The organism is Plantactinospora sp. GCM10030261, from assembly GCF_042666615.1.
Taxonomy (GTDB): Bacteria; Actinomycetota; Actinomycetes; order Mycobacteriales; family Micromonosporaceae; genus KBS50.
The window spans coordinates 370031-384454 of record NZ_JBHTDD010000001.1 but is presented as its reverse complement, the minus strand read 5'-3'; the positions used below and the strand labels follow the sequence as shown (position 1 = coordinate 384454).

General features: G+C 71.3%; 13 protein-coding genes and 1 tRNA gene. 10 read left to right on the top strand and 4 right to left on the bottom strand.

Annotated elements, in window-relative coordinates; translation table 11 throughout:
* Window positions 1-6 precede the first annotated feature (6 nt).
* The gene (locus tag ACFQUZ_RS01885; protein ID WP_377437025.1) at window positions 7-1155 is read right to left on the bottom strand and encodes a hypothetical protein; all 1149 of its coding nucleotides are present in this window, start codon (window positions 1153-1155) and stop codon (window positions 7-9) included.
* A 433-nt stretch (window positions 1156-1588) separates the two neighbouring features.
* Between ACFQUZ_RS01885 and metG the strand changes: the two genes are divergently transcribed.
* Window positions 1589-3391 carry a methionine--tRNA ligase gene (metG, locus tag ACFQUZ_RS01880; RefSeq protein ID WP_377437024.1) on the top strand — a complete coding sequence of 601 codons (1803 nt, stop codon included), beginning with the start codon at window positions 1589-1591 and terminating at the stop codon, window positions 3389-3391.
* 11 nt (window positions 3392-3402) lie between these two features.
* Here the strand turns inward: metG and ACFQUZ_RS01875 are convergent, their stop codons facing one another.
* Entirely contained in the window at window positions 3403-3963 is a 561-nt protein-coding gene (locus tag ACFQUZ_RS01875; RefSeq protein ID WP_377437023.1) for a dihydrofolate reductase family protein, read from the bottom strand.
* A gap of 224 nt (window positions 3964-4187) precedes the next feature.
* Between ACFQUZ_RS01875 and ACFQUZ_RS01870 the strand changes: the two genes are divergently transcribed.
* The 7 genes from ACFQUZ_RS01870 to ACFQUZ_RS01840 all read left to right on the top strand — a co-directional run bounded on the left by ACFQUZ_RS01870 (window position 4188) and on the right by ACFQUZ_RS01840 (window position 10544).
* Window positions 4188-5201 carry a TatD family hydrolase gene (locus ACFQUZ_RS01870; protein WP_377437481.1) on the top strand — a complete coding sequence of 338 codons (1014 nt, stop codon included), beginning with the start codon at window positions 4188-4190 and terminating at the stop codon, window positions 5199-5201.
* Between the two features lie 4 nt (window positions 5202-5205).
* On the top strand, window positions 5206-6063 hold the full coding sequence (gene rsmA / locus ACFQUZ_RS01865; RefSeq protein ID WP_377437022.1) for a 16S rRNA (adenine(1518)-N(6)/adenine(1519)-N(6))-dimethyltransferase RsmA: 858 nt from the start codon (window positions 5206-5208) through the stop codon (window positions 6061-6063).
* Window positions 6064-6095: 32 nt separating this feature from the next.
* Entirely contained in the window at window positions 6096-6419 is a 324-nt protein-coding gene (locus ACFQUZ_RS01860; protein ID WP_377437021.1) for a hypothetical protein, read from the top strand.
* Window positions 6416-7369: a 4-(cytidine 5'-diphospho)-2-C-methyl-D-erythritol kinase gene (locus ACFQUZ_RS01855; protein WP_377437019.1), complete on the top strand. Its 954-nt coding sequence runs from the start codon at window positions 6416-6418 to the stop codon at window positions 7367-7369. Before ACFQUZ_RS01860 ends, ACFQUZ_RS01855 begins: the two co-directional genes overlap by 4 nt.
* 109 nt (window positions 7370-7478) lie before the next feature.
* Complete coding sequence (locus ACFQUZ_RS01850) at window positions 7479-9335, top strand: ABC-F family ATP-binding cassette domain-containing protein (RefSeq protein ID WP_377437017.1); 1857 nt, start codon at window positions 7479-7481, stop codon at window positions 9333-9335.
* Window positions 9336-9412: 77 nt separating this feature from the next.
* Entirely contained in the window at window positions 9413-9871 is a 459-nt protein-coding gene (locus ACFQUZ_RS01845; protein ID WP_377437015.1) for a DUF4383 domain-containing protein, read from the top strand.
* A 178-nt stretch (window positions 9872-10049) separates the two neighbouring features.
* Window positions 10050-10544, top strand: a complete 495-nt coding sequence (locus ACFQUZ_RS01840; RefSeq protein ID WP_377437013.1) for a DUF4383 domain-containing protein — start codon at window positions 10050-10052, stop codon at window positions 10542-10544.
* 20 nt (window positions 10545-10564) lie between these two features.
* Here ACFQUZ_RS01840 and ACFQUZ_RS01835 read toward each other — a convergent pair whose 3' ends face one another.
* Window positions 10565-11305, bottom strand: coding sequence for a TetR family transcriptional regulator (locus ACFQUZ_RS01835; protein ID WP_377437011.1), 741 nt, complete (start codon window positions 11303-11305; stop codon window positions 10565-10567).
* Window positions 11306-11358: 53 nt separating this feature from the next.
* A complete protein-coding gene (locus ACFQUZ_RS01830) occupies window positions 11359-12321 on the bottom strand; it encodes an acyl-CoA desaturase (protein ID WP_377437010.1) in 963 nt (320 codons plus the stop codon).
* Between the two features lie 338 nt (window positions 12322-12659).
* On the opposite strand from ACFQUZ_RS01830, the gene ACFQUZ_RS01825 reads away from it, so the two are divergent.
* A tRNA-Gln gene (locus ACFQUZ_RS01825) sits at window positions 12660-12730 on the top strand.
* 33 nt (window positions 12731-12763) lie between these two features.
* Window positions 12764-14332, top strand: a complete 1569-nt coding sequence (gene glmU / locus ACFQUZ_RS01820; protein ID WP_377437008.1) for a bifunctional UDP-N-acetylglucosamine diphosphorylase/glucosamine-1-phosphate N-acetyltransferase GlmU — start codon at window positions 12764-12766, stop codon at window positions 14330-14332.
* Window positions 14333-14424: the final 92 nt, after the last annotated feature.

The window sequence follows — 14424 nt, the reverse complement described above, 5'->3', positions numbered from 1 at the left end:
CCCGGCTCAGAGCGTGGCGACGAGAAACCCGACGAGGACCAGCACGGGACCGGTCAGCGCGACGGCCGTGGCCCGGCGGCGATCGATGTCGCTGGCCAGCCGGCGGGCCCCGGTCGCCCACACGATGCCCACCCCGCAGCAGAGCGTCGCCAACGCGCCGAGCAGCCAGCGCAGGTGGCGAGTGACGAGGCCGGATTCGGCGTACGCGGCCGTGCCGTCCGGTCCGATCATGCGGGCGTCGACCCGGACCCCGGTCGCTCGGGTGGCGGCCGGGACGTCGACCACCGGCACGATATCGCTGACCCACCCGGTGCCGGCGACGAACTGGCCACGACACTGCGTCAGCAGACCATGCCCGGTGCACGTCGTCACGGTGGCGACGCCACGGTCGGCGCGCCCGACCGCCAGCCACAGCGGTTCCGCGGTGACCCAGGCGAAGAAGCTGGCCAGCAGACCGAACAGCACCAGCCCGGCGAGCCCGACGGCGGGATGGTGGGGCGGCCGGGGTGGCCGTCGCACCCGGTGCCGGGCCGCGCGTGCCTGGCGCCAGCGGCTCAGCCAGCCCTCGGTGTCCCGGCGAACCGGGGTACCGTCCCAGTGCACCTCCTCGATGGGCAGCCAGAATGCGGGCTCGTCGATGCCCTCGACGTGACCCGGCACGCTCGGCTGTACCGGGCCGCCTCCGCCCGGCGCGGCCGGGGTCGGCCATCCTGTTCGTTGCGGGGCACGATCGGGCAGCGTGGTCACGGGTGCTCCGGTGGTGGCCTCGATGAGCACCTGGACGGTGTCCACCTCCGGGTCCGGCCCGGCAGCGCCCGTGGAGCCGGCGTCAGATCCGTCGGCGGTGGCTCTGTCGGCTTCCGCTTCGTCGGCGGCTGTTCCGTCGACGTCCGCTCTGTCGGCTTCCGCTTCGTCGGCGGTGGCTCCGTCGGCTTCCGGTTGCTCGTCGATCGCCCGGACGGTGTCCGGCGGTGTGTCGGCGGGTGAGGTGATGGTGGTGGCGTCCGGCAGGCCCCCCTTCGGCGGGTCACCGCTGCCCGGCCGGGTGGGTTCCGGACGGGGGGATTCCGGCCGCGCCGGCCCCGGCCGGGGTGGGTCCGAGCGTGGCGTGTCGGGGCGTGGCGTGTCGGGGCGGACCGGTCGAGGCGATCGCACGGCGGATGCCCGTCCCCGCGCCGGCGTCGTCGGCTCTGCCGGGATCGGCGGCGCGGCGGACCCCGGATGCCGCCGCGGCTCGGGAGCTGGCTCGCGGGGAGACGGTGGGGAGGCGGTGCCGGGTTCGCTGGCTCGCCCGGTCCCGGCGGGTGGCGGTTTCGCTCGGCCGGACGCCGGCTCGCCGCGGACCTGTGCCGGTGGCCTGGCTCGGGTGGCCGCTGGCGGTCGAGCCCGGCCGGTCACCCGCTTCGCGGCAGGCTGCTGCGGTGCTGGCTCTCCAGTCACCCAGCCATTGCACACGAAATCACGTAAAGAAACCAACACGTCACCGCATGTGTCGGAGAACCGACTCTCCGCCGGCGCGGCGGCACGAGACCGGACGGAGCGGCGTTGGTTCGCGGACGGTCCCCGCGCATCACTAGGCTTGCCTGTCATGAGTCACGTTCTCGCGGCGGTCGCCTGGCCGTACGCCAACGGTCCGCGCCACATCGGTCACGTCTCTGGCTTCGGCGTGCCGTCCGACGTGTTCGCGCGGTACATGCGCATGGCCGGCCACGACGTGCTCATGGTCTCCGGTACGGACGAGCACGGCACGCCGATCCAGGTGCAGGCCGACGCCGAAGGGGTGACCGCCCGCGAGCTGGCCGACCGGTACAACCGCGTCATCGTCGAGGACCTGCATGGGCTGGGGCTGTCGTACGACCTGTTCACCAGGACCACCACGCGCAACCACTACGCGGTCGTGCAGGAACTGTTCGCCGGGTTGCACCGCAACGGCTACATCGTTCCCAAGACGACCATGGGGGCGATCTCACCCTCCACCGGCCGGACCCTGCCCGACCGGTACATCGAGGGCACCTGCCCGATCTGCGGCTATTCCAGCGCGCGCGGCGACCAGTGCGACAACTGCGGGAACCAGCTCGACCCGGTCGACCTGATCGGTCCCCGATCGAAGATAAACGGGGAAACGCCGGCGTTCGTGGAGACCGAGCACTTCTTCCTCGACCTGCCGGCGCTGGCCGAGGCGCTCGGACAGTGGCTGGACAGCCGGGAGGGCTGGCGGCCGAACGTGCTGCGGTTCAGCCGCAACCTCCTCGACGACCTCCAGCCGCGAGCCATCACCCGGGATCTCGACTGGGGCGTGCCGATCCCGCTCGACGCCTGGCGGGACCGCACCGACAAGCGCATCTACGTGTGGTTCGACGCCGTGGTCGGCTACCTGTCGGCGTCGATCGAGTGGGCCCGGCGGTCCGGCGACCCCGACGCGTGGCGCAACTGGTGGTCCGCCGACGGCGCGGGGAAGGACGCCCGCGGCTACTACTTCATGGGCAAGGACAACATCGTATTCCACTCGGTCATCTGGCCGGCGCTGCTGCTGGGTTACTCGGGCGAGGGCGCCAAGGACGGCTCACCGGGCGAGCTGGACCGGCTGAACCTCCCCACCGAGGTGGTCTCCAGCGAATTCCTCACCATGGAGGGCCGCAAGTTCTCGTCGTCCCGCCAGGTCGTCATCTACGTCCGGGACTTCCTGGACCGGTACGACGCCGACGCGTTGCGCTACTTCATCGCCGTCGCCGGTCCGGAGAACCAGGACACCGACTTCACCTGGGCCGAGTTCCTGCGCCGCAACAACGACGAATTGGTGGCCGGCTGGGGCAACCTGGTCAACCGGTCCATCTCGATGGCCGCGAAGAACTTCGGCGCCATCCCGCCGATCGACCCGGCCGGCCTCACCGAGGCCGACGAGGCGCTGCTCGCGGTGGCCCGGCAGGGCTTCGCCACGGTCGGCGACCTGATCGGCCGGCACCGCCAGAAGCAGGCGGTCACCGAGGCGATGCGGGTGGTCGCGGAGGCGAACCGGTACCTCTCCGACCAGGCGCCGTGGAAACTCAAGGACCCGGCGGACAAGCCCCGGATGGGCACCATCCTGCACGTCGCTTTGCAGGTGGTAAGCGATGCCAACACGCTGTTGACGCCGTTCCTGCCGCACTCGGCGCAGAAGATCCACGAACTGCTCGGCGGCACCGGCGTACACGCCCCGATGCCGTCGATCACCGAGGTCGAGGATCTGGACGGCGGTCCGGCGTACCCGGTGCTCACCGGCGACTACACGACTGGTGCGCGGTGGGAGTCGGTGCCCGTCGAGGCCGGTCGGCCGCTCGCCGCGCCGAAGCCGGTGTTCCGCAAGCTCGACCCGTCCATCGTCGAGGAGGAACTGGCCCGGCTCGGCGGCTGACCAGGTACCGGCTAGAGCGCGTACCGTAGCAGGACACACCCGCCGCTGAACGTGCGTGCCTCGACGAGCGTGAGTTCGGGCGGCGCGTGACCTGCCGGAAACAGCCGGCGTCCCTCGCCGAGCAACACCGGATAGACGAACAGCCGGATCTCATCGACAAGACCTTCGCGGAACAGGTCCTGCGCCAGGGCGATGCTGCCGGTGAGGACGATGTCGGTGCCATCCTGCGCCTTCAGCGCGGTAATTTCCTCGACCAGCTTGGCGCCCCCGCGTAGTACGGTCGTCCCGTCCCAGCCCGGGTCGCCAATCGTGCGGGAGACGACATACTTCGCCACGCGGTTCAGGTGATCGGTGACCCCGGTACGGTCATCCTGGCGTTGCGGCCAGAAGCCGCGCATTTCCTCGAACGTGACGCGTCCCACGAGAAACCCGTCGGAGGCGGCACTGTGCTCGGCGGTTACCTGCTGCAGCTCACGATTCTGTGGCGTGTCCGCGGTCGGATCGAACCAGGACTTGGCGTTGTCGACGATCCCGTCCAGGGTGATGTTCTGCGTAACGACGAGGCGACGCATCCATTGACCTCCATGATAGGAAACGGTTGTTCAGTATCCTCTATGGCGGCTGTCATCGGTGGGATCGGCCGGGTTCTTCCAGGCATTGAGGGTAGCCCGCGCTCACCCTGGGTGCAGAGGATCGCATGGTCGCGGTTTCTGGTGCCGGGCCGTCCGGCGCGCCCTTCGGCGCGATCAGGTGGCGGCAAACCGGCCGGCTGCCGGCCGGCCGCGTCCGGTGTGTGATGCTGGCGACGATGACTGACAGCAAGTCCCGCCGGGAGCGGGCCACCCGACGCGCCGGTGAGTTCCCGCCGGCCCCCGAGCCGTTGCCGTCTCCCGTGCCCGACAGCCACACCCACCTGGACATCACGGTGGGGCAGGCCGGGCCGGTCGTACCGGCTGGCGCGCGTATGCCGGAAACAACCGGCGGCCGGCGGCCGGCGGATCCGGACGATCCGGCGGAGCCGACGGGCCTGGCGGACCGGGCCGCTCCGGCGGACCGGGCCGATTCGACGGACCCGGCGGACCCGTTCGGCACCGCGATCGCCGTGGCCGCGGTCGTCGGCGTCGACCGGCTCGTTCAGGTCGGCGTCGACGTGGAAACGTCGCGGTTCGGCGCGGACCTGGCCCGGCGGTACGACGCGGTGCTGGCCACCGTCGCCCTGCACCCGAACGAGGCGCCCCGGCTGGCCGACCTCGACGAGGCGCTCCGGGAGATCGAGGCGCTGGCCGGCGAGGACCGGGTACGCGGCATCGGGGAGACCGGGATGGACCGCTTCCGCACCGGAGACGAGGGGTGGGCGGCGCAGGAGGCCAGTTTCCGGGCGCACATCGGCATTGCGAAGCGGTACGGCAAAGCGCTTGTCATCCATGACCGGGACGCGCACGCCGACGTGTTGCGGATCCTGGACGCCGAGGGGGCGCCGGACACAGTGGTCATGCACTGCTTCTCCGGGGACGCCGAGTTCGCGGCGCAGTGCGTCCGGCGCGGGTATCTGCTGAGCTTCGCCGGCACGGTGACCTTCGCCAGCGCCGGCGCGTTGCGCGAGGCGGCCAGAGTCACGCCGATCGACCAGGTGCTGGTGGAGACCGACGCGCCGTACCTGACCCCGGTGCCGTACCGGGGCCGGCCGAACGCCTCCTATCTGATCCCGCTGACCGTCCGGTCGCTCGCCGAGACCACCGGCACCGACCTGACCGACCTGTGCGCCGCGATCTCCGCGAACGGTGACCGTGCCTTCGGCCCCTGGCGGTAGGGCGATGCTCGGGCCGGGGGAGATCAGGGAGTTGGCGGCGCGGCTCGGCGTGGTGCCGACCAAGAAGCGCGGGCAGAACTTCGTGCACGACCCGAACACGGTGCGCCGGATCGTGGCCGCCGCCGCCCTGACCACCGACGACGTCGTGGTCGAGGTGGGACCCGGGCTCGGCTCGCTCACCCTTGCGCTGGTGCCCGCGGTACGGCATACGCACGCCGTCGAGATCGACCCGGTGTTGGCCGGTGCGTTGCCGGAGACCGCCGCCCGGTATGCCGGTCCGGTCGCCGACCGGCTCACCACCCACCGGGCGGACGCGCTGCGGATCACCGCCGCCGAGTTGGACCCGGCGCCCACCGCTCTGGTGGCGAACCTGCCGTACAACGTGGCGGTGCCGGTGGTGCTGCACCTGCTCGCCGAGTTGCCGTCGCTGCGCGGCGGCCTGGTGATGGTGCAGAAGGAGGTGGCCGACCGGTTGACCGCCGGCCCCGGCTCCAAGGTCTACGGGGTGCCGTCGGTCAAGCTGGCCTGGTACGCCGACGCCCGCCCGGCCGGCCGGGTGCCGCCCACGGTGTTCTGGCCGGTGCCGAATGTCGACTCGGGCCTGGTGGCCTTCACCCGACGGGAACCGCCCCGGCCAGACGTACCCAGGAAACGGGTGTTCGCCGTCGTCGACGCGGCGTTCGCGCAGCGCCGCAAGACGCTGCGCGCGGCGCTGGCCGGCTGGGCCGGCAGCCCGGACGCCGCCGCGCGTGCGCTGGTCGCGGCCGGGATCGACCCCAGCGCCCGGGGGGAGTCACTGTCCGTGGCCCAGTTCGCGGCGATCGCCGCGTCGGCCCCGACGAGCGCCATCGCCGCACAGTAGGCTGACGCCGTGCCCACCGAGGAGGTGTACGAGTGACCGCGCAGCCGATCGAGCCCCCCGGCATGTGGAGTCCGGATCCGGTCCGGCAGCGGCTGGCCGACTACACCATCGAGGACGTGTTGGCGCTGCCCCAGGACGCCTCCCGCGTCGAGTTGCGTGACGGAGTGCTGATCGTGGTTCCCTCCCCGACCTTCGGCCACCAGAGGATCGGTTATCGGCTGTCCGCCTGGCTGGATCGGCACGCGCCGGCCGGCCTGGTGCCGGTGACCGCGGTCGGGTTGGCGGCTGAGGCCGAGGAACTGGTCGTGAAGGAGCCGTTCGACATCCGGCTGCCGGTCCGGGACATCGCCCCGTGACGGAGGCCTGGAGCCCGGACGACGAGGAAACCTCCCGCCGGGGCGCCACCGGACCGGTCAAGGTGCACGTCCCGGCCAAGATCAACCTGCATCTCGGCGTGGGCCCGCTGCGCGCTGACGGGTTCCACGAGTTGAACACCGTCTATCAGGCGATATCGATCCATGACGAGCTGACCGCCCGACGCGGTGACACCCTGACCCTCACCATGGAGGGGGAGGGGACCGGGGAACTCGCCCTCGACGGGACGAACCTCGTCATCCGGGCCGCCCGCGCGCTCGCCGCGTACGCCGGCGTGCCCGCGTACGCCCGGCTGCACCTGCGCAAACACATCCCGCTCGCCGCCGGGCTGGCCGGCGGCAGCGCGGACGCCGCGGCCGCGCTTGTCGCCTGCGACGCGTTGTGGGGCACCGGCCTCACCCGCGACGAGCTGGCGACCGTTGCCGCCGGGCTTGGTTCCGATGTCCCCTTCCTGGTGTACGGCGGGACCGCGCTCGGCACCGGGCGCGGCGAGACGGTCAGCCCGGTGCTGGTCCGCCCCACCACCTGGCACTGGGTGGTGGCCATCGCCGACGGCGGCCTGTCGACCCCCCGGGTGTACGGCGAACTGGACCGGTTGCGTGACGTCGGGGCCGCGCCGCTGCCCGTGGGCAGTCCCGACCGGCTGCTGGGCGCGCTCCGGCAGCGCGATCCGGCGGTGCTCGCCACCGCCCTCGGCAACGACATGGAGGCGGCGGCCATCTCGCTGTGGCCGGCCCTGGCGGACGTGCTGACCACCGGTCGGGCCGCCGGCGCGCTGGCCGGTATGGTTTCCGGATCGGGGCCCACCTGCGTTTTCCTGGCCGAGAACGGCCCCGAGGCGGAGCGGATCGCCGGTGAGCTGACCGCCGCCGGGGTGTGCCGGTTGGCCCGCACGGCGCACGGTCCGGTGGCCGGCGCCCGAGTCGCCTGACGCCTGTCCGATCGCCCCGCCCGGCCGATCCGGGTCCTGGCGCTACCCTTGGCGGCTGCCGTTCCACCAGGAAACCGCCGTTTCACCAAGAACCTCGAAGGATGGGTGCGTGGCCAACATCGTCAACCTGGACAAGGTGTCCAAGGGTTACGGCGCCGCCGGCGCGCTGCTCACCGACGTGTCGCTCGGCCTGGCCGACGCGGACCGGATCGGCGTCGTCGGCCTCAACGGCGCCGGGAAGTCGACCCTGCTGCGGCTGCTCACCAAGACCGAGGAGCCGGACTCCGGGCGGGTCACCCATCGCCGGGACCTGCGCGTGGCCTGGCTGCCCCAGCAGCTCGACCTGGCCGCCGACGCCACGGTCCGGGACGTGGTGCTCGGCACCGCCTGGCTGGCCGAGGGCATGGGAGCCGAACACGAATGGGCCGGCGACGCCGGCGTACGAGCCATCCTCGACGGTCTCGGCATGCCGCATCTCGGGCTGGACCAGCCGGTCGGCCCGATGTCGGGCGGGGAGCGGCGCCGGGTGGCGCTGGCCGCCCTGCTCATCCGCCCCGCCGACCTGCTGGTACTGGACGAGCCCACGAACCATCTGGACGTGGCGGGCGTGGCCTGGCTGGCCCGGCACCTCACCGGGCGGCGCGGCGCGCTCGCTGTGGTCACCCACGACCGGTGGTTCCTGGACGCCGTCTGCACCGGAACCTGGGAGGTCGCCGACCAGACCGTCCGGGCGTACGAGGGCGGGTTCGCCGCCTGGACGCTGGCCCGGGCCGAACGGGCCCGGGTGGCCGCCGCCACCGAGGCGCGCCGGCAGAACCTGCTGCGCAAGGAAATCGCGTGGCTGCGTCGCGGACCGCCGGCCCGCACCAGCAAGCCGCGGTTCCGGATCGAGGCGGCCAACGCGCTTATCGCCGACGAGCCCGAGCCGCGGGACACCGTGACCCTGCACAAGCTGGCCACCGCGCGGCTGGGCAAGCAGGTGTACGACCTGACCGACGTCACCCTCACCGCCGGCGGCACGCCGATCGTGCGCGACCTCACCTGGCAGGTCGGGCCGGGTGACCGGATCGCCATCGTGGGAGCCAACGGCGCCGGCAAGACCACCCTGCTGCGGCTGCTTGCCGGGGTACGGGGTTCCGACGCCGGCACGTTCCGCACCGGGGCGACCGTGCGCTCCGCGTTCCTGTCCCAGGAACTCGCCGAACTTCCCGTCGACCTGCGGGTCCTCGAGGCGGTCGAGGAGGTGGCCCGGCGGGTCGTCATCGGCGACCGGGAGGTGGCCGCAACCCAGCTCGCCGAGATGTTCGGCTTCGACGACCGCCGGCTCTGGACGCCGGTCGGTGACCTGTCCGGTGGTGAACGGCGCCGGCTGCAACTGCTCCGGCTCCTCGCCGCCGAGCCGAACGTGCTGCTGCTGGACGAACCGACGAACGACCTGGACACCGACACCCTGGCGGCGCTGGAGGATCTGCTGGACTCCTGGCCCGGCAGCCTGGTCGTGGCGAGCCACGACCGATACCTGATCGAGCGGGTGACGGACGTGGTGTACGGGATGTTCGGCGACGGCCGGCTGGTGCACCTGCCCGGCGGGGTGGACGAGTACCTGTCCCGGGTCGACGGGGCGCCGCTGGCTCGGCGTACCCGCTCGGAGATGGCCGCGGCCGTGCCAGCGGATCCGGCGGCCGGCGGAGCGGGTGTCGCCGAGGGTGTGGGAGGCGGTGTGGCGGGCCCCGCGCGACTCTCCGCCGCCGAGGCGCGCACCGCCAAGAAGGAGCTTGCCCGGCTGGAACGGCAGATCGGCAAGCTGGAGCAGCGCGAGGCCGCGCTGCACGAGGAACTGGCCGCCAAGGCCACCGACTACAGCTCCGTGACCGAGCTGGACGGCCGGCTCAGGGCGGTGCGCACCGAGCGGGAGCAGGTCGAGCTGGCGTGGCTGGAGCTTGCGGAGCGGGTGGGGGACGGCTGAGCAGGGGGTGTCGGCCAGCACGCCGAGGGTATGCGAGACAATCTCCCGGTCCGCCCCCGGCACGTTGGAGAGTCGACATGGCCAGCCATAACCCCGTCAACCACCCCGCGCGGCCGGTCTACCGCGCGATCTGCGGTCTTATCGGTCTCTACCTGGTCGCCTTCGGCGTCATCGGCTTCGTCCAGAACGCGGGCGAGGAGTTCTTCGCCCAGGATGACACGCTGGTGCTGGGCCAGGGCGTCAATCTCGCCGGCTCAGTCCTGTTCGCCCTGCTCGGCGTCGTCATCCTGATCGCCACTGTGCTCGGCCGCAACATCGACGTCGCGGTCAACGGATTGCTGTCGTACGTCGTGATGACCATCAGCCTGCTCATGCTGGCCATCCTGCGGACCGATGCGAACGTTCTCGACTGGAGCGTCGCCACCGTGATCGTGACTATGGTGATCGGCCTGACGCTGTTGACGGCCGCCAAGTACGGCACGGTGGGGACCGACGAGGACGAACGCGCCTGGCGAGACGGCCGCCTGGTCCTCTGACCCACCCATCCCTTTGCGCCGATCTAGGGCAGATGGCTGTTCGTTGATCTCCGATCACGACCATCTGCCCTAGATCGGCGCGGTGGATGACGGCGCGGTGGATCGGCGCGGTTGCCGGCGGGGCCGGCACTCCTCGGGTGACAATTCGGGTAATTGCCGCCGGTGTCGAGGAGGAGTCGTGGCCCATTTTCCGATCAATCATCCGGCCCGTCCGCTGTACCGCCTCATCGCCGGCCTGATCGGCCTCTACATCCTGGCCTTCGGCGTCCTGGGCGTGGTCCAGGGATGGGGCGACACGCTCTTCGCCCGGGACGGGCACGTCGTGCTCGGCCTCAAGACCAATCTGGCCTTCTCCCTGGTGTCGGTGCTCTTCGGGGCCGGATTGATCGTCGGCGCGTCCCGGCGCGGCAACCTCGGCCACTACATGAACCTGACCGCGGGCGTGGTCTTCATGGTCACCGGGTTGTTCATGATGGCGGTGCTGCGGACCGACGCCAACTTCCTGAACTTCTCGATGTCCACGGTCGTCGTGTCGCTGCTGTTCGGGCTGGTCTTCCTGGCCACCGGAATGTACGACAAGGTCGGTCCGCACGACCACGCGACAAAGGAGAACGCCAGGCCACGCCGCCCGGAACCGGAACCGCTGCGGCCGGAAGCGCAGCGCCGCCGTTGATGCCGTCGACCGGCGGCGGGTCAGCGCATCCGGCGGGTGAGCAGGGCCGGCTTGGCCTCCAGGTGGGACAGGCCGTTCCAGGCGAGGTTCACCAGGTGCGCGGCCACCGTCTCCTTTCGCGGCTTGCGCACCTCCAGCCACCAGCGGCCGGTCAACGCCACCATGCCGACCAGGGCCTGGGCGTACAACTCGGCGAGTTTCGGATCGTACCCACGGCTTTTGAACTCGGCGCCCAGGATGTGCTCCACCTGGTGCGCCACGTCGTTGAGCACGCTGCTGAAGTTGCCGGTCGCGGACATCAGCGGTGACTCACGGACCAGCACCCGGAACCCGCTCGTCTCCTCCTCGATATAGCCGAGCAGCGCCAGCGCGGCCTGCTCCAGCAGCTCACGCGGATGGCCCGCGGTCAGCGCGGTGGTGATCCTGTCCAGCAGGGCCCGGACCTCGCGGTCCACGACCACCGCGTACAGTCCCTCCTTGCCGCCGAAGTGCTCGTAGACCACCGGCTTGGAGACCTTGGCGCGGGCCGCCACCTCCTCGATCGAGGTGGCGTCGAAGCCACGTTCGGCGAAGATGCCGCGGCCGATGGCGATCAGTTGTTCCCGGCGTTGCGTCGCGGACATGCGTACCCGGGAACTCTTGGGTGGTGGCGGGGTGGCCGGCGGTCGGGGTGGCCCTCCCGCCGCCTCGGACGCGGTGTCAGCGCGCCGCCGGCTCCGCCGGCCACGGCCCTGGAGGCCACCCTCGTCGCGCTCGGTCACCGTGCCATCCTGCCAGGTGTCCGGGTGTGACCGTGCCCCCGGCGGGGCGGCGGTCACCCGACGTCGGCGGGTTTGGCTAGCTTGGCGGCGATCCGTTCCGGCTTCGGCCAGCGGACGTTGTACGCCGCTCCGGTCTTCTCCAGCAGCCAGATGACCCGGGCCGACATGTCGATCTGGCCGCGCAGCACGCCGTGCCGGGCACTGGTCGGGTCGGCATGGTGCAGGTTGTGCCAGCTCTCACCCATGGACAGCACCGCCAGGGGCCAGAAGTTCGCCGCCCGGTCGCCCTGACGTACCTCGAACGGACGCTCGCCGTAGACGTGGCAGACGGAGTTGATGGCCCAGGTGACGTGGTGCAGCAGCGCGATGCGGACCAGTCCGGCCCAGAAGAACGCGGTGAGCGCACCCTGCCACGACCAGGTGATCAGGCCACCCATGACGGCGGGGCCGACCGTCGAGATGACAACCAGGAGTGGGAAGAGGTTGTCCACGCGTCGGATGTGCTTGTCGGCCATCAGGTCGGGGGCGAACCGGTCACGGTTGGACAACTCCCGGCGGAAGAGCCAGCCGACGTGCGCGTGGAACAGTCCCTTGGCGAGGCCCGAGACGCTCTCGCCGAACCGCCACGGCGAGTGCGGGTCGCCCTCCTGGTCGGAGAAGGCGTGGTGCCGGCGGTGGTCGGCCACCCACTGGATGATACTGCCCTGTACGGAGAACGAGCCGGCGACGGCCAGGGTGACCCGCAGCCACCGCTTCGCCTTGAACGAACCGTGCGTGAAGTAGCGGTGGAAGCCGACGGTGACGCCCAGGCCGGACACCAGGTACCACGCCGTGGCGATGGCGATGTCGGGCCAGTGCAGCCAGCCACCCCAGGCGACCGGCACGGCGACCAGCAGGGCGACGAACGGGACGATCACGAAACCCCACAAGCCGATCATGATGCCGAGGGGTGGCTTACCCTCGGTCAATGGCTTGGGGCCGGTGCCGCGATCGGAGTCGAGAATTGCGGTCGACATGGCGCCTCGCAGGGGTGTAGAAGATCAGAAACTTACGCCTACGTCACCGTAACCTACGCTCCCGTAGTTTGCCATCGGAAGGAGCTTACGGGCAGGTCGGAGAGGGCCTGCTCGTCGCGCGGGGTGCCCGTTCCAGAGCGAACCAAACGCGCGCCGAGTATCGCGCGAGCTGCCAGCGGAACCGGTCGGGCGGCCGGGTTCGGACGACCACGCGAACGACCCGCGGCGCCAGCCCGGCGGCCAAGGACAACAGGGAGGGGATGTCGGATGAGGATCGCTTCGGCTGACGGTAGGGTGTAGGTGCGGACCGGACATGACGACTTGTCCGCTTTAGACCGTCCCGGGTCGTCTAATGGCAGGACGCCAGGTTTTGGTCCTGGTTGTAGGGGTTCGAGTCCTCTCCCGGGAGCTTCTGCACGCGGGCGTCGGCGGTCTGGTTAGCATGAGGCGGCAGACTGCCAGCCGCCCCGACGGGAGCTCGTCCGTGTCCCAGCCCCGCGCTCGTACCGTGGTCGTCCTCGCCGCCGGCGAGGGAAAGCGGATGAAGTCGGCATTGCCCAAGGTGTTGCACCCGCTGCTGGGGCGGACTCTTGTCGGCCATGTTCTCGCGGCCACCGGCTCGCTGGGCGCGGACCGGACGGTGGTGGTCGTCGGGCACGGGGCGGACCGGGTCGAGGCGCATCTTGCCGGAATCGCCCCCGCGGCCACCCCGGTCCTGCAGGCCGAGCAGAACGGGACCGGCCATGCCGTCCGGATCGCGCTGGCTGCGGTGCCCGAGACCGCGGGCAGCGTCGTCGTCATCAACGGTGACGTCCCGCTGCTCCGGTCGGAGACCGTCGACCAACTCGTCGCGGCCCACGAGGCCGCCGGGGCGGCCGCGACCGTCCTGGCCGCGGCGGTCGACAATCCGGCGGGCCTCGGCCGGATCGTCCGGGACCACGCCGGTCGACTCGAACGGATCGTCGAGGAGCGCGACGCCACTCCGGAGCAACGCGCCATCCGCGAGATCAACGCCGGCAGCTACGTTTTCGACGCCGCCCGGCTGCGCGCCGCGCTGGGCAAGTTGTCCACCGACAACGACCAGGGCGAGGAGTACCTGACCGACGTTTTCGGTCTGCTTGTCGACGCCGGTGAGCCGGTCGGTGTCCACGTCGCCGACGACGCCACGGAGACGCTCGGCTGCAACGATCGGTACGAGTTGGCCGGGCTTCGTCGCCTGCTGCGAGACCGGGTCAACGAGCGCTGGATGCGCTCCGGAGTCACCATCCTGGACCCGGCGACCACCTGGATCGACGTCACGGTCACCGTCGAGCGGGATGCGGTGATCGACCAGAACACCCAACTGCTCGGCACCACGACGATCGGGGCCGAGGCGACCGTCGGCCCCGACACGACGCTTATCGACACGGCCGTCGGCGCCGGGGCGACGGTGCTGCGCACGCACGCGGTGGGGGCCGAGATCGGTCCGGAGGCGAGCGTCGGGCCGTACGCGTACCTGCGACCGGACACCCGATTGGCGCGCAAGGCGAAGGTCGGCACGTTCGTGGAGACCAAGAAGGCCACGATCGGCGAAGGCTCCAAGATCCCTCACCTGTCGTACGTGGGAGACGCCACCATCGGTGAGCAGAGCAACATCGGGGCGGCCACCGTCTTCGTCAACTACGACGGGGTCGCCAAGCATCACACGACGATCGGTAGTCATGCCCGGACGGGCGCCGACAACATGTTCGTGGCCCCGGTGGAGGTGGGCGACGGCGCGTACACGGCGGCCGGCTCGGTGATCATCCAGGACGTGCCGCCGGGCGCGATGGCGGTGGCCCGTGGCCAGCAGCGCAACGTCGACGGTTGGGTGCTGCGCAAGCGGGCCGGAACGGCCGCCGCCGATGCGGCGCGGCGGGCCGGAGCGGCCGGTGCCGAGGCGGCGCGGCGGCCCGGGGCGGACGATGGCGGCGCGGTGGACCGGGCGGACGGGACCGTCGGACCAGGCGCCGACGACGGCGCGACGGAGTGAACCAGCCCACGGCGGGCTCGCCGGTGGTGGCCGCCGGAGGTACGCGAGAGATACTCCAACCGAATAGCTCCTGACCATCGTCAGGAGACGTC